General features: G+C 59.7%; 28 protein-coding genes and 1 pseudogene. 17 read left to right on the forward strand and 12 right to left on the reverse strand.

Annotated elements, in window-relative coordinates; all coding sequences use genetic code 11:
* Positions 1-85: 85 nt before the first annotated feature.
* On the forward strand, positions 86-493 hold the full coding sequence (locus tag ACI5GA_RS22715; protein WP_404638475.1) for a transcriptional regulator: 408 nt from the start codon (positions 86-88) through the stop codon (positions 491-493).
* A 217-nt stretch (positions 494-710) separates the two neighbouring features.
* Here ACI5GA_RS22715 and ACI5GA_RS22720 read toward each other — a convergent pair whose 3' ends face one another.
* The 3 genes from ACI5GA_RS22720 to ACI5GA_RS22730 all read right to left on the reverse strand — a co-directional run bounded on the left by ACI5GA_RS22720 (position 711) and on the right by ACI5GA_RS22730 (position 3,049).
* Complete coding sequence (locus ACI5GA_RS22720; RefSeq protein ID WP_421424334.1) at positions 711-1,583, reverse strand: DUF6279 family lipoprotein; 873 nt, start codon at positions 1,581-1,583, stop codon at positions 711-713.
* A gap of 63 nt (positions 1,584-1,646) precedes the next feature.
* Positions 1,647-2,402 carry a TorF family putative porin gene (locus tag ACI5GA_RS22725; protein ID WP_404638479.1) on the reverse strand — a complete coding sequence of 252 codons (756 nt, stop codon included), beginning with the start codon at positions 2,400-2,402 and terminating at the stop codon, positions 1,647-1,649.
* A gap of 161 nt (positions 2,403-2,563) precedes the next feature.
* Positions 2,564-3,049 carry a hypothetical protein gene (locus ACI5GA_RS22730; RefSeq protein WP_421424335.1) on the reverse strand — a complete coding sequence of 162 codons (486 nt, stop codon included), beginning with the start codon at positions 3,047-3,049 and terminating at the stop codon, positions 2,564-2,566.
* 243 nt (positions 3,050-3,292) lie between these two features.
* Between ACI5GA_RS22730 and ACI5GA_RS22735 the strand changes: the two genes are divergently transcribed.
* Positions 3,293-4,129 (forward strand): CvfB family protein, encoded by an 837-nt coding sequence (locus tag ACI5GA_RS22735; protein ID WP_404638483.1) that lies wholly within the window; start codon positions 3,293-3,295, stop codon positions 4,127-4,129.
* Between the two features lie 33 nt (positions 4,130-4,162).
* The gene (locus ACI5GA_RS22740; RefSeq protein WP_404638485.1) at positions 4,163-4,567 is read left to right on the forward strand and encodes a DUF2177 family protein; all 405 of its coding nucleotides are present in this window, start codon (positions 4,163-4,165) and stop codon (positions 4,565-4,567) included.
* Positions 4,568-4,744: 177 nt separating this feature from the next.
* Here ACI5GA_RS22740 and ACI5GA_RS22745 read toward each other — a convergent pair whose 3' ends face one another.
* Complete coding sequence (locus ACI5GA_RS22745; RefSeq protein ID WP_421424336.1) at positions 4,745-5,125, reverse strand: hypothetical protein; 381 nt, start codon at positions 5,123-5,125, stop codon at positions 4,745-4,747.
* A gap of 255 nt (positions 5,126-5,380) precedes the next feature.
* On the opposite strand from ACI5GA_RS22745, the gene ACI5GA_RS22750 reads away from it, so the two are divergent.
* The 3 genes from ACI5GA_RS22750 to def all read left to right on the forward strand — a co-directional run bounded on the left by ACI5GA_RS22750 (position 5,381) and on the right by def (position 7,440).
* A complete protein-coding gene (locus tag ACI5GA_RS22750) occupies positions 5,381-5,572 on the forward strand; it encodes a CsbD family protein (protein ID WP_404638489.1) in 192 nt (63 codons plus the stop codon).
* Between the two features lie 253 nt (positions 5,573-5,825).
* Complete coding sequence (locus tag ACI5GA_RS22755) at positions 5,826-6,827, forward strand: YihY/virulence factor BrkB family protein (protein WP_404638491.1); 1,002 nt, start codon at positions 5,826-5,828, stop codon at positions 6,825-6,827.
* A 73-nt stretch (positions 6,828-6,900) separates the two neighbouring features.
* Complete coding sequence (def, locus tag ACI5GA_RS22760; RefSeq protein ID WP_421424337.1) at positions 6,901-7,440, forward strand: peptide deformylase; 540 nt, start codon at positions 6,901-6,903, stop codon at positions 7,438-7,440.
* A gap of 186 nt (positions 7,441-7,626) precedes the next feature.
* Here def and ACI5GA_RS22765 read toward each other — a convergent pair whose 3' ends face one another.
* Both ACI5GA_RS22765 and ACI5GA_RS22770 read right to left on the reverse strand, forming a co-directional pair.
* Positions 7,627-8,460, reverse strand: coding sequence for a class I SAM-dependent methyltransferase (locus tag ACI5GA_RS22765; RefSeq protein WP_421424339.1), 834 nt, complete (start codon positions 8,458-8,460; stop codon positions 7,627-7,629).
* A gap of 97 nt (positions 8,461-8,557) precedes the next feature.
* Positions 8,558-8,956 (reverse strand): GNAT family N-acetyltransferase, encoded by a 399-nt coding sequence (locus ACI5GA_RS22770; protein WP_421424340.1) that lies wholly within the window; start codon positions 8,954-8,956, stop codon positions 8,558-8,560.
* Positions 8,957-9,070: 114 nt separating this feature from the next.
* On the opposite strand from ACI5GA_RS22770, the gene ACI5GA_RS22775 reads away from it, so the two are divergent.
* From ACI5GA_RS22775 to ACI5GA_RS22800, 6 genes are all read left to right on the forward strand, one after another.
* Positions 9,071-10,012: a fatty acid desaturase gene (locus tag ACI5GA_RS22775; protein WP_421424341.1), complete on the forward strand. Its 942-nt coding sequence runs from the start codon at positions 9,071-9,073 to the stop codon at positions 10,010-10,012.
* A gap of 14 nt (positions 10,013-10,026) precedes the next feature.
* Positions 10,027-10,806, forward strand: a complete 780-nt coding sequence (locus ACI5GA_RS22780; RefSeq protein WP_421424342.1) for a phosphate/phosphite/phosphonate ABC transporter substrate-binding protein — start codon at positions 10,027-10,029, stop codon at positions 10,804-10,806.
* A gap of 125 nt (positions 10,807-10,931) precedes the next feature.
* Entirely contained in the window at positions 10,932-11,441 is a 510-nt protein-coding gene (locus ACI5GA_RS22785; RefSeq protein ID WP_421424343.1) for a sigma-70 family RNA polymerase sigma factor, read from the forward strand.
* 58 nt (positions 11,442-11,499) lie between these two features.
* Complete coding sequence (locus tag ACI5GA_RS22790) at positions 11,500-12,513, forward strand: ABC transporter substrate-binding protein (protein WP_404638505.1); 1,014 nt, start codon at positions 11,500-11,502, stop codon at positions 12,511-12,513.
* Between the two features lie 175 nt (positions 12,514-12,688).
* Positions 12,689-13,198, forward strand: a complete 510-nt coding sequence (locus tag ACI5GA_RS22795) for a hypothetical protein (protein WP_421424345.1) — start codon at positions 12,689-12,691, stop codon at positions 13,196-13,198.
* A 64-nt stretch (positions 13,199-13,262) separates the two neighbouring features.
* Positions 13,263-13,700, forward strand: a complete 438-nt coding sequence (locus tag ACI5GA_RS22800) for a nucleoside deaminase (RefSeq protein WP_404638509.1) — start codon at positions 13,263-13,265, stop codon at positions 13,698-13,700.
* 247 nt (positions 13,701-13,947) lie between these two features.
* Here ACI5GA_RS22800 and ACI5GA_RS22805 read toward each other — a convergent pair whose 3' ends face one another.
* The 5 genes and pseudogenes from ACI5GA_RS22805 to ACI5GA_RS22825 all read right to left on the reverse strand — a co-directional run bounded on the left by ACI5GA_RS22805 (position 13,948) and on the right by ACI5GA_RS22825 (position 18,119).
* Positions 13,948-14,487, reverse strand: a complete 540-nt coding sequence (locus ACI5GA_RS22805; RefSeq protein ID WP_421425515.1) for a methyl-accepting chemotaxis protein — start codon at positions 14,485-14,487, stop codon at positions 13,948-13,950.
* Positions 14,482-15,267, reverse strand: a pseudogene (locus ACI5GA_RS22810) (PAS domain-containing protein); the annotation flags it as partial. The pseudogene ACI5GA_RS22810 and the gene ACI5GA_RS22805, both read right to left, overlap by 6 nt.
* A 166-nt stretch (positions 15,268-15,433) precedes the next feature.
* On the reverse strand, positions 15,434-16,435 hold the full coding sequence (locus tag ACI5GA_RS22815; RefSeq protein WP_404638511.1) for a diaminopimelate epimerase: 1,002 nt from the start codon (positions 16,433-16,435) through the stop codon (positions 15,434-15,436).
* Between the two features lie 189 nt (positions 16,436-16,624).
* Positions 16,625-17,227 (reverse strand): LysE family translocator, encoded by a 603-nt coding sequence (locus ACI5GA_RS22820; RefSeq protein ID WP_421424346.1) that lies wholly within the window; start codon positions 17,225-17,227, stop codon positions 16,625-16,627.
* Positions 17,228-17,282: 55 nt separating this feature from the next.
* A complete protein-coding gene (locus ACI5GA_RS22825) occupies positions 17,283-18,119 on the reverse strand; it encodes an AraC family ligand binding domain-containing protein (protein WP_421424348.1) in 837 nt (278 codons plus the stop codon).
* Between the two features lie 315 nt (positions 18,120-18,434).
* On the opposite strand from ACI5GA_RS22825, the gene ACI5GA_RS22830 reads away from it, so the two are divergent.
* Positions 18,435-18,776, forward strand: a complete 342-nt coding sequence (locus ACI5GA_RS22830; protein ID WP_421424349.1) for a hypothetical protein — start codon at positions 18,435-18,437, stop codon at positions 18,774-18,776.
* 82 nt (positions 18,777-18,858) lie between these two features.
* Positions 18,859-20,004 carry a PQQ-dependent sugar dehydrogenase gene (locus tag ACI5GA_RS22835; protein ID WP_421425516.1) on the forward strand — a complete coding sequence of 382 codons (1,146 nt, stop codon included), beginning with the start codon at positions 18,859-18,861 and terminating at the stop codon, positions 20,002-20,004.
* Positions 20,005-20,182: 178 nt separating this feature from the next.
* On the opposite strand, the gene ACI5GA_RS22840 is transcribed toward ACI5GA_RS22835, so the two are convergent.
* Complete coding sequence (locus ACI5GA_RS22840) at positions 20,183-20,989, reverse strand: dienelactone hydrolase family protein (RefSeq protein ID WP_421424350.1); 807 nt, start codon at positions 20,987-20,989, stop codon at positions 20,183-20,185.
* A 195-nt stretch (positions 20,990-21,184) separates the two neighbouring features.
* On the opposite strand from ACI5GA_RS22840, the gene ACI5GA_RS22845 reads away from it, so the two are divergent.
* The 3 genes from ACI5GA_RS22845 to ACI5GA_RS22855 are packed head-to-tail and all read left to right on the forward strand — an operon-like array spanning position 21,185 to position 23,514.
* Positions 21,185-21,439: a hypothetical protein gene (locus ACI5GA_RS22845; protein WP_404638709.1), complete on the forward strand. Its 255-nt coding sequence runs from the start codon at positions 21,185-21,187 to the stop codon at positions 21,437-21,439.
* A gap of 57 nt (positions 21,440-21,496) precedes the next feature.
* Positions 21,497-22,174: a response regulator gene (locus tag ACI5GA_RS22850; RefSeq protein ID WP_421424351.1), complete on the forward strand. Its 678-nt coding sequence runs from the start codon at positions 21,497-21,499 to the stop codon at positions 22,172-22,174.
* Positions 22,171-23,514: an ATP-binding protein gene (locus tag ACI5GA_RS22855; protein WP_404638523.1), complete on the forward strand. Its 1,344-nt coding sequence runs from the start codon at positions 22,171-22,173 to the stop codon at positions 23,512-23,514. The genes ACI5GA_RS22850 and ACI5GA_RS22855 overlap by 4 nt, the downstream gene beginning before the upstream one ends.
* Positions 23,515-23,571: the final 57 nt, after the last annotated feature.

Raw genomic sequence — 23,571 nt, forward strand, 5'->3', positions numbered from 1 at the left:
CCCTCAACCCGCCCCGGTCACACCTCCAGAGCACCAAACCCGCTGGCCGGACGTCACGGGTAACCCTCGTTGTGGAGGTTCAGACATGGCTGACAAATACGATTGGGATTTGATCGAACGCCTGCTGCACGAAGTGCAGAACAGCGCCGGCAAACCGTTTGCGCCGCGTAAGTATGCTGAAGAACATGCTGCCGCCAGAGCCGCAGAAGGCGAAAGTACGGGCGATCTGGATGCGTTGAAAATGCAGGCGGCCGATCTGGAGGCGTTGCTGTTCAAGCGCGGGTTCATCGAGTCGAGGCCCGAAGACGAGGGCGGCAATGGCGAAAACTTCGTCCTGACCCCGCGCGGATCGAGCCTGCTGGCAATGATCGACAGCAGCATTCCCGGCAATGCGCCGCCGCGTCAGGTGCTGGATGAGGAGGGAGATGCACTGGACCCGGATACGTTCGACCGGATATCGGCCCATGCGCAGGTGGCGCCTGGTGCTATCTGATGGGTGAGAGATTTTGTGTTGTCTGGTCAACTGCATTCGCTACCCAGTTGGCTCTCACAAAGAAAGATCGCACCGAATCCAGACTTTTTTTTGACGCTTAACCTGTGGGAGCCGGCTTGTTGGCGAATGCGTTTGTTCGGCGCATGCGATGTCGACTGACACATCGCCGTTCGCCAGCAAGCCGGCTACAGGGAGGGACGATGCATAACGACTGCGTTCACGACGCTTTCCCGGCGCCTTTCAGGCACGCCAGATTAGTAAAGTCCTCCCGTACATCCGCAATTTTCTCCAACAGCTTTTGGCGTTGATCAGGCGAGCTTTGCGCCATCAAATCCGCAATCAATGAAATTGCCGCCTGTTCGGTGCGGTCGTACGCTGCCCGGTATTCCGGCGTCCAGAATGTCTCTCGGTCCTGCAGCAACTTCGCGATTTTCTGATCGAAATCCGGCGCGGCCCGCTGTTTGACGGCGCTGACCAGCAGCGATTGCCAATGCGCCCGGTTATCGATCCACAGACGATTCTGTTCGCCCAGCGACGTTGACCATTGCATCACACGTTCCCGCTGCACGGGACTCAGTTTGCCGATCCAGGGGCTCAAGCGTTTTTCCATGCGCTGGGCGCGCTCCTTGATCTGCTGATCCAATGGCTGATCGACATAGTCCGACTCATGTTTGCGCAGGTCTTTGTCAAACGTCGCTTGCATTTCTCCCACCTGCTGATCGTTGAGTTGACGCAGCAAGTCGACGGCGGTGGGCGTGATTTCCCGAGAGACGGTGGCGATGGCCTCCCGGGCTTCGGCGGTGCGGGCGCGGAGCTGTTCTTCGTTGACTTGGTTGGTTTGAACCATGCCCTGCAAGCGATCGAGCCAGGTCAGATAGCCGGGGATCTGCGTGGTGCAGTGCCAGTTCAGATGTTCCTTGAGGCGCTCATCGAGCCAGTCCTTTTGGGTGGCGTTCATGTCCAGATAGTCGTTGAGCGACCATGGGATGATCAGGTCCAGATGGCGATACGTCAGACCAATCTGGTTGCAGCCTGCGACGAACACCAAGCACATCCACCACGAAATACAGGCCTTTAACACGGTACGCATGACAGCTCCTTGCTGGTTCGTCTCCCAGTTATAGAGGCAATCAGGCGACGCCGGTTCAGCCGATCAGAACAATGAACGCACCAGCTTGAGCGTCACAGCACCTTCACACTGGCTGTTGTGGCCGCTGTAGGCGCTGCAATCGGCGCCGCTCAGGCTTGAACCGCTATACATCAGGTTCATGTCCATCCCCAGCCAGGAACGCGAGATGTTGAAGGACCAGTCGTTGTAGCCGCTGACCAGGCCGCCGCCATCGATGGTGGTCGGGGTGTCGAGCTGATGATTGCCGTATTGCATGCGCAGGTCCATTCCTAGCCAGGACAAAGCCCCAAGGTCGAGAAACAGCGTGCTGTCCTGGCGTCCGGCGTCTGCACTGACAGCCGTGCCGATACGGCTGTCGAAGATACGAAATCCGGCGTACAGCTCATGGCTGTCGATCTGGCTGGTATTGGGGTAGCTGTAGCGAATGACCCCTAATTCATAGCCCAGGGTTTGGTCGAAAGGCTTCTTGAAACCCATGTAGGAATCGAGCTCCAGCGTGCTGTCCGGCATGAGACCTGCGCTGGGGGACCACTGGCCGAAGTAGAAACCGCTGTCGTGGGTCAGGTCCAGCCCGCCGTGAAACTTCGAATCGCCCGTGCTGGGCGTGACCAACCCCTGAGCCATGCTACGGCTGGGGGTCGTGCCGAGTTTGAGGCTGAAATCACCCAGCTCCCGCTCCATGACTTGAGCATTGGCCGTCTGGTACGTGAACAGCGCGCAGAGGAACGCCGCCCCGGTGCAGCGAGGCGCGCCACGCAAAAAATAGCGAGCATAAGGCATGCTTCACTCCTTTCAGGTTCAGAGGAGTGGATCGAAGGTGTCGTATCGAAATGCCGAACAGCTCGATAGGAACCGCGAGCTAGAGCCTCGCAAGCATACCGGTGTGAGCGGGTATGAACAGACCGTTGGTCGATTGGTTGCAGAAAAATTGAACTTCGTGATCAGTTGTTCGGGGAAATCAGCTTGTTGACCACGATCAGCGCCTGTTGAAACGACGGGTAACCACTCTTCGCCACGTCCAGTTCGTCGTATTTCACGCGATACGCCCTGGCCTTTTCCTGATCCACCGAGCCTGACATCTGAGCCAGCAACGCGATGGCCAGCGGGTATTTACGGTTCGCCGAATCTTCCAGCATGCCGTGGACCTGATCACTTTCTGCATTCAGACGCAGCAGCAGGACAGCCTGATAAAACTCGGCTTCGCCGGTCTTGTCCTGGCGGGCAGCACGGTTCAACAGTGCGTTGGCCAACTCGTAGTTGTCCTGACGCCGTTCGTTGATGATCCATTTCGCCTGAAGCATGTCGTTCTGGTAAAGCAGGTAGTCTGCCCGGCAACCGCTGCCCACCGTGGACACATCACAACCGCGGCTCGCGCAGCCTCCCAGACCCAGCAAGAGCAGGGCGCCGAAAAACATCCATTTGTTCATATCGGTTTCCGCAATGACGTTGAGTGAACAGGCATCGTACGGTCTGTCGATTCGTTTTAAGCATGGGCAGCACAGGCGCACCAAGACGCAAGCTATGAAAAGACAGTAAAGCAGAGGTTTTGTGCGCGTGGTCGGGGAATCGTTCCGCTCGCGTTCATTCAGCACGTCGGGGCCGTTTGCCCCGTCCGCAACCTACCTCCAAAGTCGGGTAGAATGCCGCCCACGCATTGAGGGTATCTGGAAATGGCTTTAGTCGGGCGTTACAACAGTTTGCAAGTGGTGAAACATACGAGCTTCGGTTTGTATCTGGACGGCGGGCAGGACGGCGAAATCCTGCTGCCCAATCGTTATGTGCCCAAGGACGTGTCCAGCGAAGACGAAGACTGGGTCAACGTTTTCGTGTACCTGGACAGCGACGACAAACTGATCGCCACGACTGAAAAACCCAAGGTTCAGGTCGGTCAGTTCGCCAGCCTCAAAGTGGTTGAGGTCAACAGCATCGGTATTTTCCTGGACTGGGGATTGTCCAAGGATTTGCTGCTGCCGTACTCCGAAGAAAAGCGCCCGCTCAAGGCCGGTGACTATTGCGTGGTGCACGTCTATCTGGATAAACACAGCCGCCGCATCACGGCGACCACGCGTCTGGACCGCTATCTGGACAAAGCGCCGGTTAACTACACCGTCGGCCAGGAAGTGGACCTGTTGGTGGTGGAAGAAACCGCGATGGGTTTCAAGGCCATCATCAACAACAAACACTGGGGGCTGATTCACAAGAACGAAGTGTTCAAGTTCCTGCGTTCGGGCAAACAGGAAAAGGGATTCATCAAGGAAGTGCGCAGCGACGGCAAGATCAGCCTGAGCCTGCAGCCGGTGGGCGAACAACTGGCCACCGGCCTGAGTGCCCAGATTCTCGCTAAATTGCGTGAACACAATGGCGTGCTGCCGGTCAGTGACAAGAGCGACCCGGAGGTGATCAGCAACCTGTTCGGCGTCAGCAAAGGCAACTTCAAGAAAGCCATTGGCGGTTTGTACAAACAGGGGCAGATCGTGATTCACGCTGACCGGATCGAGCTGGTCTGACGTGTACCCGCTGCCCTTTGCGAGAGGGGCGGCATGAAACGGTTTATCTACGCATACCTGGCCACGCTCGTGGCCTTCGCAGTGCTCGACGGCATCTGGCTGGGCGTATTGATGGGGCCGACCTATCGCGCCTGGCTTGGGCCGTTGATGCTGGCTCAGCCCGTCATCCTTCCGGCCGTGCTTTTCTACCTGATCTACATCGTGGGCATCGTGCTGATTGGCGTGTTGCCCGGCCTTCATCGCGCAAGTTGGCGGCACGCAGTGGGACACAGCGCATTGCTCGGGGTGATGGCTTACGGCACGTATGACCTGACCAACTGGGCCACGTTGCAGGGCTGGCCGTCGCAACTGGCGCTGGTGGATTGGGTGTGGGGGACGTTTGCGTCGGGTGTGGCGGGGGCGGTGGGCTACCTGGCCGTTCGCAAACTCCGGGTTTAGAAGATTCCCTGTAGAAGATCGCCGTCGTTCAGACCACACGCGTCGCGCAGCAAACGCCGACCTCCTGTGGGAGCGAATTCATTCGCGATGCGGTGGTACATCCGGCAAAGATGCATTGCGCCGGACATCGATTCGCGAATGAATTCGCTCCCACAGGGACACAGGGGGGGGCAGCCGTTACTTCTGCACAAACCCCGCAAAACTCAAATTCGCGCCATTGGGGCGCATGTCTTTCAGGTACGAATCCTTGTCCGCTGACAGCTCCAGGCTGACCGTGGACTTGCGCTTGCCTTCGTTGCGGATGACCATGCCGTCTTTTTGCTCACGCAGGAATTTGGTCGTCACCTTCAGGTGAATCAACTCGTCGGTGCTCGGGTTGTGCAGCAGCAGGTGCAGCCACTCGTATTGACCGACCGCCAGGCGGCTCACCGGCAGGTCGAACCACCAGATGTTGCGCTTGTGGTCCAGGGTGGCGAAATGGGTGTTGTTGGTGCCCAGCACGGCGCCGCCCAGTTGCTCGTTACGGCGCGCGATGGCCTGCTGCTTGTTGATTTTCATAGGGTTCCTGTGTGGCTCTTGCTCATGAGCCTGTTGCGTGAGCCTGAGTGTGCATCGGGTGATTGCAGGATAGGCCCGGTCTGGCTCGGCCGCGCATTCTCCGGGGTTGCCGGGCAAACATAAAGCCCTGTCGTCGAAACGTGTGGTTACAGACGCATGAAACCGCTCGGAAAATAGTTGAAACTCTTGGAAACGTCGGTCGGTCAATCCTGTGTCGAGGTGATGACACCTTATTTTCTGAACTGGAGAATTCTCATGAGCAGCACCACCGATAAAGTCAAAGGCATGGCCAACGAAGCTGTAGGCAACGTCAAGCAAGGCGTGGGCAAGGCCACCGGCAACGATAAACTGCGCGCTGAGGGTAAGGCCCAGGAGTTGAAAGGTGAGGCCCAGCAAGCTGTCGGCAAAACCAAGGATGCCGTGAAAAAAGGCGTCGATAAGGCCTGAGGGGCTGTTCGTTCGGGTTTTGCACGCCTGAAACGATGATGTCGGCAAGCATTGGCGGCCATCCTGTGATGGCCGTTATTGTGTCTGGTCAAGACCCGTCCGAGACATGCTGAAACGTCCCGGCCATGGCAAAAGTGCTTAACTCTCTGTAAAACCCCCGCGCTTGTGAGGGGGCACACGGAATTTCAAAGCGTTTGCCCGCTCGTATAGGTGAATGTGTTTCAGATACGTCTACGTCGCGAAAGGAGACGCCATGATATTCCCGGATTTGCGCCAGTTACGTCTGACGACGGTGCTGGTCAGAACGGTCAAAGAGTTTCTCGACGACGAGATGTCGACCTACGCCTCGGCGCTGGCTTATCAGATGCTGTTCTCGCTGTTCCCGTTCCTGTTGTTCCTGATCGCACTGATCGGTTTTCTGCACCTTCCCGATTTTTTCAGCTGGCTGCGTTTGCAGTCGGAACTCGTCTTGCCGCCTGTGGCGCTGGACCAGGTCAACCCGGTGATCGACAAGTTGCAGCAATCCAAGGGCGGGTTGCTGTCGATCGGTATCGTCATTGCGCTGTGGAGTGCGTCGGCCGGTGTGCGCCTGATGATGAGCGCGATGAACGCGGCGTACGACGTGGTCGAAGAGCGTCCCGTGTGGAAGCGCATTCCGCTGTCGGTGCTGTACACCGTGGGCTTTGCCGGGATGCTGTTGGCGGCTGCGGCGCTGATGGTCACGGGACCGGTGGTCATGAACTGGCTCGCCGCGCAGATCGGCATGGAAGAGTTCATCGTCACCTTGTGGACCGTCCTGCGCTGGCCGGTGATCATCCTGCTGCTGATGATTTCCGTGGCGATGATGTATTACGTCATGCCTGATGTTGAGCAGGAGTTCCGTTTCATTTCGCCCGGTTCGGTGCTGGCGGTGGTGGTGTGGATTCTCGCGTCGTTGGGCTTCGCCTGGTATGTGAAGACCTTCGCCAACTATGACGCCATGTACGGCAGCATCGGGGCGATCATTGTGTTGTTGCTGTATTTCTACATCTCGGCGTCGGTATTGCTGCTGGGCGCTGAAATGAATGCGGTGATCGAGCACATGTCGGCGGAGGGCAAGGACAAGGGCGAGAAAGTTCAGGGAGACGGCGGCAAAGACGCGGACCCTGAGGTGGCCTACGAGAAACAGCATGTTTCCGGACTCGGACGCAACCATAGTCATGACCACGACGATTATCAGCAGCCGATGCAGGGCCTTGAAACCGACAAGTCCTGATCGACACTCCTGTTCGGTACTGTGGCAGCATGCGCTTCTGTCCGGCGCATTCGCCCTCTCGAAAGGTTCTGCCATGATTCGTGAAATTCTGAAAATGGGTGATGAGCGTTTGCTGCGCATCGCGCCACCTGTGCCCGAATCGATGTTCGGCTCTGGCGAGCTGAAAAGCCTGATCGACGACATGTTCGAAACCATGCGCAGCGTCGGCGGCGTTGGCCTGGCGGCGCCGCAGATTGGCGTCGACCTGCAACTGGTGATCTTTGGTTTCGAGCGCAGTGAACGTTATCCGGATGCTGAAGCCGTGCCGCAGACAATCCTGCTCAACCCGTTGATCACGCCACTGGAGCCGACACTGGAAGAGGGCTGGGAAGGCTGCCTTTCGGTGCCCGGCCTGCGCGGGGTGGTTGAGCGTTACGAGCACATTCGCTATGAAGGCTTCGACCCCGATGGCAAGGCGATCCAGCGCGTCGCCCGAGGTTTTCATGCGCGGGTGGTGCAGCATGAATGCGATCACCTGATCGGGCGCTTGTACCCGTCACGGGTCAAGGATTTCAGCCGGTTTGGCTTCACCGAAGTGCTGTTCCCCGACATGGACCCGAATGCGGATGATTGAGGGCTGCATTCGCCACCCAGTTGGCTCCGAGAGTGATTGCGCCGAATCCAGATTTTTTGTTCGACGCTGAATTTGTGGGAGCCGGCTTGCTGACGAAAGCGGTATGTCAGCTACCACCTCGTCAACCGGCACACCGCTTTCGCCGGAACGCCGCCCGCACCAGAGGCGGCTCCCACAGGGGGATGCCTATTTCGCGGGCTTCACAAACCGCAATGTCATGCGATCCGACTCACCAATCGCCAGATATTTCGCCTTGTCCTGCTCACCCTTCACCAATGCCGGAGGCAAGGTCCAGACGCCGTCCGGGTAGTCCTTGGTGTCTTTCGGATTGGCGTTCACTTCACTTTCTCCCGCCAGCTTGAAACCCGCTGCCTGCGCCAGTTTCACGACGTAATCGGTGGGCAGGTAGCCATTCTTCTCGTTGTCTTTGGCGGTGGTGCCTGGCCTGGCTCGGTGATCGACCACGCCCAGCGTGCCCCCCGGTTTGAGCACGGTGTAGAACGCCTTGAACGTCGCCGCCTCGTTCCCTGCATCGACCCAGTTGTGCACGTTGCGGAAGGTCAGCACGGTGTCGGCCGAACCAGGTTTGCCGAAGACCGGGGCTTTGGGCGCGTATTCGACGACCTCCACCTTGCCGTAATGCACAGGATCCGCTGCGTATTTCTGCTTGAGGCTGTCGGCGGACTTCTTCGCGTAGGCACTCTCTGCCGGGTCAACGATGGCCGCGACGTACTGCCCTTTGTCCTTGAGCAACGGGGCCAGCAGCTCGCTATACCAGCCGTTGCCGGGGGTGATTTCGATGACCGTCTGATCGGTGCGCACGCCAAAGAATTGCAGCGTCTGTTCCGGATGGCGGTACTGATCGCGCGCGGCATTTTGCGGCATCCGCCAGTCGCCTTTGAGCACGGTGGCAAATTGTTCGTGACTGATAGTGGAGGAGGGGGTGACCGTTGTGGCAGCAGCGGCCAGACCCGATCCAAAAAGTGCGGTGAGGGAGAAAGCCAGAAGCGTCGGTTTCATCGGTGTTCCGTTCATCGGCTGAAAGTGATGAGCGACCCTAGCACGCGAGCGTGAGCCGTGGATGGCACATTTGGTTTGGTGGTTGGCACAAATGGATCTAAGCACGCGCCAGCGCCAGCAGGGGTTTGGTCTGTTGATAGCGGGCCAGGCGATCAGCGAGTTCCCGGGGCAACTCGCCTGCTTCGGTAAAACCACAGCGCTGATAAAACACCCGAAGATCCGGATCACAGAACAACCAGACCGGGCCATCGATGGCACCGATTGCGGCCTCGATCAGCGCCACGCCGATGCCCTGTCCCCGCTGATCCGGCGCCACGAACACGCCGGTCAACCAATGGCCTGTCTCGACTGGCGTCAGGCACAGCGCTGCCACGATCTCCAGATCTTTTGCCACCCACATCTGCGCCTCGCCCCGAGCGCGCATGCCCGAGCGATGGGTTTTGTAGAACTTCTCCAGCAGCGGGCGCTGAAGCGACGGGAGAGGCTGAAACTGCATGACCGGTGGCTCGTGTTCACGTTCGGGTGTTCGTTCTACCGTCATAACCAATCGATCTACAAGGTTCTTCGCCGCCAATGCACATAGGGTTATCAGCCCGATGCAGGAGCGGCCATGGCCCATTACCTCGACAACGCCCAACGCGAAGACATTGTCCGTCTGCGTGAGCGGTTCACTGGCCGTACGGAATGGCCGACCTGGCTGCTGTTGATCGGCGTGTACGGCGCCTGGCCAGTTCTGTTATCGCTCAGCCCCCGACTGGGCGTCTGGCCGACCACGGCGTTGCTGATTCCGTTGACCGTACTGTGGATGTCGTTGCAGCACGAGTTGCTGCACGGTCATCCGACCCGCCGGCCCGCGCTGAACAAACTGTTGGGCTATGCGCCGTTTGCGGTCTGGTATCCCTACACGCTGTATCGCGACACGCACTTGCAGCACCACCACGACGAAGACCTGACCGTTCCCGGCCTCGACCCGGAAAGCCGTTACTTGAGTCAGTCCCGTTGGGCGCAGACCGGCCCCGTGATGCGTGTTTTGCGTTGGCTCGACAAGACACCGCCGGGCAGGCTGGTGTTCGGTGTGCCGCTGGCGTTAAGCAATTTGCTGGCCGGTGAGTCGGTGCGACTGATTCGCGGCGATCGTGAGGCGTGGGCGATGTGGGCGACCCATGGGCTGTGTCTGGTGCTGATGTTCACGTTCATCGAGCACTACAGCGCGTTTTCGAGCCTGCATTACGTGCTGCTGGTCAGCGTGCCTGCGCTGGCGATTTCCATGGTGCGTTCCTATTACGAGCACCGGCCAGCCGAGCATTCGCACCAACGCACGGTGATCAACGAGGCGTCCTGGCCCTGGCGCTGGCTGTTCCTCAATCTCAACCTGCATCTGGTGCATCACGACTTGCCGGGGCTGGCCTGGTATCACATTCCCACGGTGTATCACGCTCGTCGGGAGCAGTGGCTGGCGCGCAGCGGTGGTTTTCGAGTGGCCGGTTATGGTGAACTGTTTCGCCGTCACAGCTTCAACCCTGTGGACAGCCCACAGCACCCTCACGTCTAACGCCGGTCTCGCCCATGGCTCAAGGTTTCGCGGAATTAATGATGTATGTTGCCCCTGAGCGGGTGCGTCAGGCTCAGGAGCAATGGCTGGGCCGTGTACTGCAATTGCTTGCAGTCGAGCGTCTTGATGCCCAGGGGGTAGACCTCAAACAGCTCTGGCGCTCGCCCCGACTGCTGATCACGCAGACCTGCGGTTATCCGCTGATGACGCAATTGCGGGGGCAGGTGCAGGTTGTGGGGCGTCCGGTCTATGTCCTGCCGAACAGCGCCGGGGGCAATCACTGCAGCCTGATCGTGGCGCGCGCGGACGATCCTCGGCAGCGACTTGAAGATTTCCGGGGCAGCCATGGGCTGCTCAATTCACGAGACTCCAACTCCGGCATGAACCTGTTTCGCCACGTATTGGCGCCGTTGCAGCGCGACGGGACGTTCTTCGGCCATGTGTCGTTGACCGGCGGACATCGCAACAGCCTTGCGGCGATCAAGGCCGGGCAGGGTGATCTGGCGGCCATTGACAGCGTGACCTTCGATTACCTGGTGCGAGACCAGAGCGATGAAGTCGTCGGCATCAAGGTTATCGGGCGCACGGCATTCGGGCCTTGTCTGCCTTACATCACGTGTATCGACGAAGGTGGCGAGGTCATCCGGTTGGCGATGAATCAGGCATTGACGGACTTGCCAGAGGTGGCGCAGGTGTTGGCAATCAGCGAGGTCATACCCGCGAGCGAGGCGGATTATCAGGTGTTGCTCGATTATCAACACCAGGCAGAGGCGGCGGGTCTGGTTGTCCTGTAGCGGCTCTATATTTCCTTATGGTCTATTTGAATCGTTTTTAATTATTTTTTATCGCATAACCACCTTGCTAGCATGGCCCTACCGGACCACCGGACAGAACAATAAAACCATGCAAGGGAAGTGTTATGTCTGGCGCCGATCCGTCCCATCGCCAATACCTCAACGATCTTTTTCAGCGTGATTACGTCTGGTTGTGCGAGCGCCTTCGTCGTCGCGTGGACAGCGCGCAGAGCGCCGAAGACATTGCGTCCGACACCTTCGTGCAATTGCTGACCTCGCCCAATGTGGTTCCAATACGGGAGCCGCGCGCGCTGCTCACCACCATCGCCAACCGGCTGATTTTCCAGCGCTGGCGACGTCGAGATCTGGAGCGCAAACACCTTGAGGCGCTGGCGACGGAGCGAGAGGCAGAACCCTCAACGCCTGAAGATCGTGTCGCTGCATGGCAAACCCTGGACCGCATCGATCAGCGTCTGGACCGCCTGCCACTGAAGATCAAAACCACCTTCCTGCTCTCGCGCAGCGTCGGTCTGACCTACCCTGAAATCGCGACCCGGCTGGGCATCTCCTCGCGCTCAGTCAGCGATTACATGGAAAAAGCTGAAACCTGCTGCCAACGCGCGTGTCTGGAATGAAGCGCGTGCTGTGCTAAACCCAATCAGCGTTCCCCTTTTTGAGCCACGAGAGACCTTCATGACATCGATCAAACACCTGCTCGGCGGCTCGCTGCTGGCACTGGCGGTCCTGACGCAGCCTGCGCACAGCGCGGAAAAGGCTGCACCGATCCACTTTGGCGACATCACTTGGGAGAGCGGCAGCCTGATCACCGAGATCCTGCGCACCATCGTGGAAAAGGGCTACGGCTACCCGACCGACAAACTGCCGGGCAGCACCGTGAGCCTTGAGGCAGCGCTGGCCAAGAACGACATTCAAGTGATCGGTGAAGAGTGGGCAGGACGCAGCCCCGCTTGGGTCAAGGCCGAGGCGGAAGGCAAAGTGTACGGCCTGGGCGATATCGTCAAAGGCGCGACCGAGGGTTGGTGGGTGCCGGAATTCGTCATCAAGGGCGACCCGGAGAAGGGCATCAAACCCCTGGCCCCGGACCTGAAATCGGTGGCGGACCTGCCCAAATACAAAGACGTGTTCAAAGACCCGGAATCGCCTGACAAAGGCCGCTTCCTCAACAGCCCGACCGGCTGGACCTCGGAAATCGTCAACACTCAAAAACTCAAGGCCTACAAGCTCAACGACAGCTACGTGAACTTCCGCACCGGCTCGGGCGCGGCACTGGACGCGGAAATCGCTTCGTCGATCCGGCGCAACAAGCCGGTGCTGTTTTACTACTGGTCGCCGACGCCGCTGTTGGGTCGCTTCAAACTGATCAAGCTCGAAGAGCCGCCGTTCAATGAGGCGGCATGGAAGACGCTGGCTGACGCCAAAAACCCGAACCCGATTGGCTCCAGCTCCCTCGCGGCGCACCTGGCCATTGGTGTGTCGGAGCCGTTTCACAAGCAGTACCCGGAACTGGTCAGCTTCTTTGAAAAAGTCGACCTGCCTATCGATCAACTGAACAAGACGCTGGGCGAGATGAGCGAGAAGCGCCTGGAACCGAGCGATGTGGCCAAGACTTTCCTCAAGGATCATCCGGACATCTGGAACCCGTGGGTACCTGCGGAGGTGGCGAAGAAGGTCAGCGCCAGCCTGTAACGCGCATGTCTTTTCAACCTTGGCCCATTTGCGCGGTCTGAACACCGAATGCGACAGGATCGTGACGATTCACGTCCTTTCAGGCCCGGATGACTGGCAAACGCTTGTTCACCTGCTAGTTTCACCCGGGCAGTCAGTGCGTTGATCACCGATGTGAAGTCGCCGGGGAGAGGACATGGGATATAGCAGATCGGCTGCGTGGACGGGATTGAATACGGCCCTGCTGAGCCTGTTGCTCGCGCTGCCGTTGGTCACGCGGGCCGAGGAGAGCGCGTCGCCGCCTGCCGCGCCCCCCAGTGCGCTGGCGTTCGTGCAGGATCGCCATCTGGGCGAAAGCCTTGGCTGGTTGGGGTATCAGGTGGCCTCGCGCACAGTCACCTTCACCACGATTGTCGACGCGGTCGGACGTACCAAAGCCCAGGAGATCGTTCAGGACGAGCTTCAGTATCTGCAACCCCAATATCAACAGGAGTGGGACCGTAATCTTGCGGCGGCCTACGCGGCCTCTTTCACCCCTGAAGAACTCACCGCCCTCGATGTCGGGGACCCGCCACCCGACATCGCCAACAAATTCCGCACCAAGCAGCGTGACGTTGGGCTGGACATGAAGAACCGGTCCAGTGAGCTGCTCAAGGTCTACGTGTCGACAGCACTGGACAACGCTCTGAAAAAAGCCAAGCCTTGACGCTTGCGTCCCTTAACCGGGGCGCGCGAGGCATTCGTTTTGATCGACACGGGAAGGAGAGACCATGGACCCATTCATGCAGGCGGCCATCGACGAGGCGCAAAAGGGACTGGACGAGGGCGGCATTCCGATTGGTTCAGTGATCGTTCACGACGGCAAAATCATTGGTCGCGGCCATAACCGCCGGGTTCAGGAAGGCAGCGCGATCAAGCACGGGGAAATGGACGCCTTCGAAAATGCCGGACGCCAGCCTGCGAAGGTGTACCGCGAGGCGACGCTCTACACCACACTCTCGCCTTGCGCGATGTGCAGCGGAGCGATTCTGTTGTATGGCATTCGCAAAGTGATCGTTGGAGAGAACGAGACGTTCATGGGCGAAGAAGAATTGCTGCGCTCACGGGGCGTGCAGGTGGACGTGGTGCATAACGCGACCTGTATCGGCCTGATGAAGCAGTTCATCGCTGACAAGCCCGAGTTGTGGAATGAGGATATTGGGGAATAACAGCACAATTGGTAGCGCTGAGATTTCTGTGGGAGATTCTATGTTGCCTGATCAAGCGCGTTCGCCACCCAGTTGGCTCCCACAAGGACCGCGTCGGACCCATGCCTGATGTTCGACGCCGAACCTGTGGGAGCCGGCTTGCTGGCGAAAGGGGTACATCAGACACGCATCTGTTGACTGACACACTGCTTTCGTAAGCAAACGGAGCGCCGCCCGGCCGGCTCCCACAACGGGAAATGCATTGTTCTCAATCCAGCCGCAACGTCGAATTGAACTGGCTGATCGCGTCCACCACATGCCGCGACCCCTGCTGGATCTCCAGAATCACTTCTCCCGCCTCATGCGCCAGCTCGACCCCGGTGCCGGTTCGGCTCAGACTCGATTGCATGCTCGACACCGCGCTCTTGGCCAGTTCGTTGTTCTGCCTGACCACATCGACGATTTCCACCGTGGCCTTGCTCGTTCGCGCCGCCAGCCCTCGCACTTCGTCGGCCACCACGGCAAACCCGCGCCCGTGCTCTCCGGCGCGGGCCGCTTCGATGGCCGCGTTCAAGGCCAGCAGGTTAGTCTGGTCGGCGATGCTGCGAATGGTCTGAACGATGGTAGCGATGACCTCCGACTGCTTGTTCACCGCGTCGATGCTGCGCGCCGCTTCGTTGAGGTCGCTGGAGATTTGCTGGATCACGTCCACGGCCTGTTGCACCACGCTCGAACCCTTCTGCGCGCAGGCGTCGGTGTGCACGGACGTGTCATGCGCCGTGGTGGCGGCATTGCGCTGCACGGTCACTTGCTCAGTGATGTCGCTGGCGAACTTCACGACTTTGTAGAGTCGGCCTTTGACGTCGAACAACGGGTTATACGTGGCTTCCAGGTACACCGTTTGCCCCAGCTTGTTCACCCGCTCGAAACGATGTGAGTGATATTCGCCGCGATTGAGCGAGGCCCAAAACGCCTTGTACGCCGGGGAGTCGACTTCTTCGCGGGTGCAAAAGATGCTGTGGTGATGGCCCACCACCTCATCGAGCGTGTAGTGCATGGTGCGCAGGAAGTTTTCGTTGGCCGTGATGACCTTGCCATCCGGCGCGAACTCGATCATTGCCATGGAGCGGCTGATGGCGTCGATCATGCTCTGGTTTTCGTGATCCTTGTAGGCGCGATCAGTGATGTCGGACGCGACCTTGATCACGCTCTGCACCACGCCGTCGTTGTCGTAGACCGGCATGTAACTGGCTTCCAGCCAGATTTCGCGGCCGGACTTATCCAGCCGCATGACCTCGCCGCACAGCGGCTCGCCACGTGCCAGATCGCGCCACAGCTTGGTGTAGGCGTCGCTGTCGCAGAACGCCTTTTCGCAGAAGATCCGGTGATGTTTGCCCACCAGTTCGCCGGGTTGATACCCCATGGTCAGGCAGAAGTTTTCGTTGGCGTCGAGAATGATCCCGTCGGGGGTGAATTCGATCATCGCCATGGAGCGGCTGATCGCTGCCAGCTTGGCCTTCGATTGGCACAGCGCGGCGGTGGAAACCTGCAATTCGTATTCGACGGCTTTGCGGTGTGAATTGAACATCTGCCACCTACCTCACGTCCCTGGTCGATGAGTGCTGCCACTCGCCCGCAGGCCCGGAATTCGAGGCCATTGGGCGATTGCTCAGAGCATAGACAAGGGCAGGCGGGTTGCAATCCGAATAGTGGCTATTTCACATTCGATTGCGGGGACGCCGATCAGCGGCCAGTCACGGCTGCGGTTTTGCCGTGCCAAAAAGCTGCACCTGCTGCAATTCGCCATCCTGCTCGATCAGACGCAGGGGGGCCGTGCCACCGGGCATCACCACCTCCACCAGACCTTCGCTCACCCAGCCGCAGAGCCACGCCGCCGACGCCACTGCGCTGGCACTGGTGCCCGACGAGGCCGTTGGTCCTTCGCCGCGCTCGAACACCCGGGCCATGACGCGGTTCGGCTCGACCTTCGTTGCCCATTGCAGATTCACGCCCGCAGGGCAGGGGTCGCCTTCCCCGAACTCACCCTGCGCGAAGGCGATGCGGGTGAGGGCGTCATTGAGCGGGTTTTCATGCAACTGCTCGAAAGTGGGCAGCGACGCGGTGTCTGCCACCAGCGTGACGCAATGCGGATTGCCTACCCTGACGAACGCGCTGGTGTGCCAGTCGGGATGCAGACGGGCGAGACGTTCGACGCGATTGACTGAGGCAGCGCCGAGCACAGCAGCGCTCACGCCAGATCCTTTGGCTCCCACCGCGGCAGGGCCGAACCCTGGCGCGCCGATGTCCAGCCAGAAGCCTGAAACGCCGTCGATGGTCGCAGGAACAACCTCGGTGGGCGAGGGGCTGATGGCGTCGTCATGGTCGTGATGCACGCGCAGGGTGAAACCACCCTCTTTCGGCGTCAGGCCCGAGTCGGCCAGCGACTGCGAAAAAATCGTCAGCCCGTTGCCACTGCGTTCAGCCAGTGTGCCGTCGGTGTTGACGATCAGCACGTCGAAGGGCGCCGACTGCTGAAAGGGTCCCACCAACAAACCGTCCGAACGATGCGCCTTGCTGCCCGCAGGGCGTGCACCTTCGGGCCAGTCACAGATTGCTGCCACGGCCTGAGGCGCCCAGCTTTGACGGGATTGAGCCGCTTGGGCCGCCGATGCGGGAACGTTGATGCCCATCGAACGCAGGGTTTCGGGGGAAGTCACAGCGTAGATATTGCCGCGTGCATCGTAGAAAAGGGCCATGGTGGGTCCGGTGTTGGGGGGAAGGGCTGCATTAAATCACGCAGTTCAGGCTGACGCCGATCCCACAGGTTCGGCGTCGAACATCAGGCATGGGTCCGACGCGGTCCTTGTGGGAGCCAACTGGGTGGCGAAAGCTGTTAATCAGGCAACATAGAGTCTCCCACAGCGGGAAATCGGTAGCTCAGGTAGTCACACCACCAACGTCAACCACGCCGAGACCACCAACAGCAGCGCCATGGCCTGATTGAAGCGTTTCATGCTGTGGGCCGAGCGGCAGAATTTCGCGGCGCTGACGCCTAGATAGGCCCAGGCGCTCATGCACGGGATCGACACCAGAAAGAACAACGCAGACAGCCACATCACCCGCAACATCCGGTCGGCGTCGGTCCCGGCGAACACGCTGATCACCGCCACGGCCATCATCCAGACTTTGGGGTTGATCAGTTGCAAACTGGCGGCGCTCCACAGGCCAAGACGTGGCCCGTTGCCGGTTTTTTCAGGGTCGATGGCTTCGGCGGGGGCACTGAAGATTTGCCACGCCAGCCATGTCAGCCAGGCGATGCCGATCCACGACATCACGGTCTGGATTTGCAGATGGCGCGCCAGCACGTCGCCCAGTCCCGTGCCGACCATCAGCACCAGCAACGCGGCGCCGCCGCAGGCGCCCAGCACGATGGGCAAGGTGCGCAGTAGGCCATGCCGGGAGCTGTTGGTCAGCACCAGAATATTGGTCGGTCCGGGGGTGATGGAGGCGACGAACGCAAACAGCAGAAAAGGCAGAAAGGTTTCCATGGGTGACAACTCGGCAGCGATTGATCAGACGTTGATGATCGCGGCGAGGAGGTTGTCAGTCTGGAATATTTGAGCAGCGCCTGCGGTAGTCGGCGGGCGTCATGCGGTAGGCGCGCTGAAACCAGCGCCCCATGTGGCTCTGGTCGGCGAAGCCCAATGCGGCGGCGACACTGACGGGCAGTTCGCCACGGGCGAGCAAGCGACGGGCGCGGCTCAGGCGCAACTGGATCAGGTAGGCGTGAGGCGCAAGACCGAACGCCGCCTTGAAGGCCCGGGTCAGGCGAAAACGGTCGACACCGGCCGCGTGCGCCAGATCGTCCAGGCCGATGTCCTGATGCATATGACTGTGCAGATAATCCCGTGCGCGTTGCGCCACCAAGGGCAAGCGCGGATCGGGGCTGATCAGTGTGCGCCAGCGCAGATGGCGGGTCAGCGTCGATAACAGATCATCCAGCGCGGTTTGGCGCACGATCAGCAATTCATCGCTGTGCAACGCTTCGAAGGCGTTGGCCGTGGCGATGGTCAGACGGCGATCATCAGCCAGCGTCGCGGCGACACTCAGTTGGGCGTTATCCGGCGCTTCATCGAACTGCGCGCGCAATTCGCGATCCAGCCAGTGCGGGTCGATGTACAGCGTGCGGTAGGTGAAGCCTTCGGCCTCCGGCGCGTGGCCGTCGTGGATGTCGCCGGGCTCCAGGAGAAACACCTTGCCCGGCGTGCTGTTGTATTGCTGGCGACGACAGTTGAATTGTTGCACCCCTTGCTCGGTGAGGCCCACCAGATAGCTGTCATGCCAATGTGGGTCGTAGGCATGGCCCTCGAAATGCGCGCGCATCGTCTCGATGCCGGACACCGGGTCCTGCTTGAGATCGATCCAGTTGCGGTCGGGCATGGCGGGTTCCTGGCGAAGTGGGTTCACGTGCCGATGGTGGCGTTCTTGAAATTGCTGCCGCCGGCAAGCTGGACTGCTACAGGGCGGTGTGTTGCCTGTCGAAACCGGGCGTGCATGGCCAACTGTATCGTTGCTCCGCCCCCGCGTCTGGAACATTTGTGCAGTACCCGACCGGCAGTCCTCTGACTATCCTTGTTACAAACTGCATTGTCCTACGCGTTGCTCATCCATTCGCGCAGCGCGAACCTACGCCTTCGATGGCCATCAAAGACCGAAATCGTCACTCATTCCTGCCTGTATCAGACGAGGTAAATGATGAACAGTTTTCTGCGGTGCCTGGCGCTGTTCTTTTTCAGTGGGTTGCTTGGCCTCGGTCTTGCCCACGCGGGAGAGCGCTCTGCGCAGTCCTCGACGCTGCTGGCCTCGGCCACTTACCCCAACCGCAGCAACAACGCTACCGACAACGGCGCTATTCGCCGGGCCAATCCCAACAGCCGCCAAGGTACCGAATCCATCTCGCCGAGTATGCGAGGGCCTAATCTGAGCCCGACGCCGTCTCGCACGCCCACCTTGGAAAATGGCGGCATCGGCAATGGCTACCCGACCCGACAGAACGCGCCCCGTCCCTCCAGCACCCCTCAGCGTGGGAACAATTGACCTGACCCACGCCTCGATCGATCACGTCCAACTTCAGCAAAAGGAATCGCCCATGTTGTGTAGCTCTCTGATCCGCCCGCATCTGATCCGCCAGACGCTGCTCGCCAGCCTGTGCGTCAGTGCATTTTTCAGTTTCCCGCTGCAAGCGTCCGCCGCCACCTACAAAAGCGAGGAGGGTACCTTGACGGTGGATGAGGTGGTGGGCGGTTTGCAGCATCCGTGGGCGGTGGCGTTCCTGCCGGGCAACAAGGGCATGCTGGTGACCGAGCGCACGGGCAACCTGCGTCTGGTGACGCCCGAAGGAAAATTGTCGGCGCCGATTTCCGGCGTGCCAAAAGTCTGGGTGCAAGGGCAGGGCGGCTTGCTGGACGTGGAGTTGTCGCCGGACTTCGCCAAGGACCGCATGGTGTACCTGACCTATGCCGAGGCGGCCGCGGACGGCAAGACCGGTGGCACGGCAGCGGGCCGGGGAAGACTGTCGGATGATTTGACCAAACTGGAAAGCTTCACCCGGATTTTCCAGCAGCAGCCCAAGTTGTCCGTGGGCAATCACTTCGGTTCGCGGATCGTCTTTGATCGCGACGGCTACCTGTTCATCGCGCTAGGCGAGAACAACAATCGCCCCACGGCGCAGGATCTGGACAAGCTGCAAGGCAAGGTCGTGCGCCTGTATCCCGATGGTTCGATTCCCAAGGACAACCCTTTCGTCGGTCAGAAGAATGTACGGCCTGAAATCTGGAGTTACGGCCATCGCAACCAGCAGGGGGCGGCGCTCAATCCGTGGACGGGCACTTTGTGGACCAACGAGCATGGTCCCATGGGCGGGGACGAAATCAACATCATCGAGCGTGGCGCAAACTACGGCTGGCCGATTTCCACGTTTGGCATCGACTACAGCGGTCAGCCCATTCCTGAGTCCAAGGGCAAGATCGTCGAGGGCGTGAAGAATCCTTTCCATGTCTGGGAAAAATCGCCGGCCATCAGCGGCATGGCGTTTTACGATTCGGACCGCTTCAAACAATGGGATCACAACGTCTTCATCGGCGCGTTGGCAGCGCAGGTGCTGATCCGTCTGGAGTTGAAGGACGACAAGGTGGTGCACGAGGAGCGACTGCTGGGCGAATTGAAATCCCGCATTCGTGATGTGCGCCAAGGGCCTGATGGTTACCTTTATGTGTTGACCGATGAAGACAGCGGCAAGCTTTTGAAGGTTGGGCTGGCGCAGTAGCGAGCCGACCGACTGAATGCTGCCAACACTGTAGGAGTGAGCTTGCTCGCGATTGCGATTCGTCAGACACATCAGGTGGTGAATGCTGACATTGCCATCGCGAGCAAGCTCACTCCTACAGATTTTCCGATTCGCTGTGCCACAGGTGATCCCACAGCGGCAAGTGTTTGCTGTGGGATCACATCGTCGAATTCTTCGCAAACTGCTCTTTCAGAAACGCCTTCATGTCAGCCCAGGAACTCATATCGGCAGCCTGGTTGTAGCCGATGTCCGGGCCGCCGTGGTCGCCGTGGCTGAGCTTGTCGGCGTCCGGATTGGTGAAGCCGTGCTTGGCTCCGTCGATGCCGACAAATTTGTAGTCAGCCTTGGCGGTGTCCATTTCCTTCTTGAAGTCCGCGACGTTCTGCGCCGTGACCATGGTGTCGCCATTGCCGTGCTCGACGAGCATCGGTGTTTTGGTCACGCCTTCTTTGGCCGGGGTTTTGGTGGCCAGCGCGCCGTGGAAACTCACCACCGCCGCCAGTGGCTCACCCCGTCGTGCTGCATCCAGCACCACCCCACCACCGAAGCAATAGCCGATGGCCGCGATCTTCTGCGGGTTGGTTTCCGGTTGCTTCTTCAATTGCGCGACACCGGCATCGAAGCGTTTGGCCGAGGCCGCCGCGTCGGCGCTCGCGGCTTGCATGAAGGCCATGGCGTCTTTGGGGTGCTCGGTGTTCTTGCCTTCGCCGTACATGTCGATGGCCATGGCGCTGTAGCCCAGTGCGGCGAGATCGCGGGCGCGACGCTTGGCGTAATCGTTCAGGCCCCACCATTCATGGACCACCACAACACCAGGGCGCGGCCCTTTGATGGCGTCGTCATAGGCGTAATAACCGACCAGTTTCGTGCCGTCGGTACTTTGGTAATCGATCGTGCGGGTCTTGATTTCGGCCTGTGCCAGACCCGCCAGACACATCAGGGCGAGGGCGATCAGATAGCGCATGTTCGTCTCCTTTTAATCGAATGATCGAGGGCTTGTCTGGCGTTGAGCCTAGACGATTGTGTCTCATGGATTCCGACTCCGTGCGGTACATATGTGTTCAGCCCAGGTTCAGAACGTGTTCAGGAGGGGTTCAGCGCCTGCTGCGTATTCTCGGTGCCGTACCCAACAAGGCGCCTGGCGCCGGAGGACCTGCACATGCTGACGATCAACAAGTTTTTCCTGGCACTGGCTTTTTTGGGCGGCAGCGCAGCCGCTCAGGCCTCTGAGGGCAATTCCGACGTCTCGCGCGTCGACCTGACCCGCAACAGCAAAAAACTCTCGGGAATCATGATGGCGAGCGCGGTTAAACTGTCCGACGCGACCTCTGCAACGAGCAGTGCCTATGCGTCACGATCGTCTAGCCTGAGTCAGGGTCCCGACAACTATTTGCCTGTGCATCACCGGTTGTAAGCCGTCACTGTCAAAGGATCACCCACCGTGAGGTATGTCTGTGCCTGGGAGAGCGTCATGAAACTGCTGGTTGTCGAAGATGAAGCCCTGTTGCGCCATCACTTGCAGACCCGCCTGACGGAAAGCGGTCATGTGGTCGAAGCGGTGGGCAATGCCGATGAGGCGTTGTATCAGGTCGGCCAGTTCAATCACGATTTGGCGGTGATCGACCTCGGTTTGCCGGGCATTGGCGGGCTGGACCTGATTCGTCAACTGCGTGCGCAGAACAAGGCGTTCCCCATCCTGATTCTCACCGCCCGTGGCAACTGGCAAGACAAAGTCGAAGGGCTGGCGGCCGGGGCGGACGACTACGTGGTCAAGCCGTTTCAGTTCGAGGAACTGGAAGCCCGCTTGAATGCGTTGCTGCGTCGCTCCAGCGGCTTCACCCAGTCGACCATCGTGGCTGGGCCGTTGACCCTGGACATCAACCGCAAGCAGGCCTCGCTGGACGAGCAGCCGTTGGCGCTGACCGCTTATGAATACCGAATCCTCGAATACCTCATGCGCCATCACCAGCAAGTGGTGCCCAAAGAGCGCCTGATGGAGCAGTTGTACCCGGACGACGACGAGCGTGATCCGAACGTGATCGAAGTGCTGGTCGGTCGCCTGCGGCGCAAGCTGGAAGGGCCGGACGGCTTCAAACCGATCGATACCGTGCGCGGTCTGGGCTATCTGTTCACTGAGCGCTGTCGATGATTCGATCGCTACGCGTTCGCTTGATGCTGGCCGCCGCGACCCTGGCGGTCATTTTCATGCTGCTGATGCTCCCCGCCTTGCAGAGCGCGTTCAGCCTGGCGCTGGAAAGCTCCATCGAAAAACGTCTGGCGTCGGACGTGACCACGCTCATTTCGGCGGCCCGTGTCGAGGACGATCGGCTGCTGATGCCGACGCTCTTGCCTGGTGAGCAATTCAGCCTGCCTGACAGCCGCCTGCTCGGTTACATCTACAACCGCGCGGGCAAACTGGTGTGGCGCTCCCGAGCGACCGAGGACGAAAACATCAATTACCAGCCGCGTTACGACGGGCTGGGCACCGAATTCGCCAAGATTCGTCAGGACGACGGCGAGGAGTTTTTCGTCTACGACGTGGAAATCAAGCTGCTCGGTGGGCGCAATGCGGCCTATAGCATCGTGGCTGTTCAGCCTGTGCGTGAATATCAACAAACCATTTCCGGCCTGCGAGAGAAGCTCTATCTAGGCTTTGGCGCGGCCTTGCTGGTGTTGCTGATCCTGTTGTGGGTCGGCCTGACCTGGGGCTTGCGCTCGCTGCGGGGCATGAGCCAGGAACTGGATCAGGTCGAGGCCGGATCGCGTGAAAGCCTCAGTGAAGAGCACCCCAGCGAACTGCTGCGTTTGACCGATTCACTCAACCGTTTGCTGCGCAGCGAGCGCGAGCAACGCATTCGTTACCGCGACTCACTGGGCGACCTGGCCCACAGCCTGAAAACCCCGCTGGCGGTGTTGCAAGGGGTCAGTGAGAAAATCGCCAAACGCCCTGAAGATCTTGAACAGGCGCGCATTCTGCAATCGCAGATCGAGCGCATGAGCCAACAGATCGGCTACCAATTGCAGCGGGCGAGCCTGCGCAAAAGCGGCCTGGTGCGACACCATGTGGACCTAAAACCGGTGGTCGAGAGCCTGTGCAACACGTTGGAGAAGGTTTACCGAGACAAGCGCGTCGGCGTCACCCTCGATCTGCCGGATGACTGTCAGGTGCAGATGGAAGAGGGCGCGTTGCTGGAAATGCTCGGCAATTTGCTGGAAAACGCTTATCGGCTTTGTCTGGGCGAAGTGCGCGTGAGTTGGCGGCCGTCGATGATGGGCGATGAGTTGTGCATCGAAGACGACGGCCCCGGCGTGCCTCAAAGCCAGCGGGCGCGGATTCTGGAGCGTGGCGAGCGGCTGGACCGGCAGAATCCGGGGCAGGGCATCGGGCTGGCAGTGGTCAAGGACATCATCGAAAGCTATGGCGCGCAATTGACGCTGGGAGAGTCTGTGCTGGGCGGGGCAGCGTTCAGGATTCAGTTTGCGATTTAAGGGCTGCTCCCGATTTTACGGACCACATCCAACTCCCAAAGCCCTTTGCCCTACGCT

The sequence above is a fragment of the Pseudomonas sp. Pseu.R1 genome, from assembly GCF_045764065.1.
Classification (GTDB): Bacteria; Pseudomonadota; Gammaproteobacteria; order Pseudomonadales; family Pseudomonadaceae; genus Aquipseudomonas.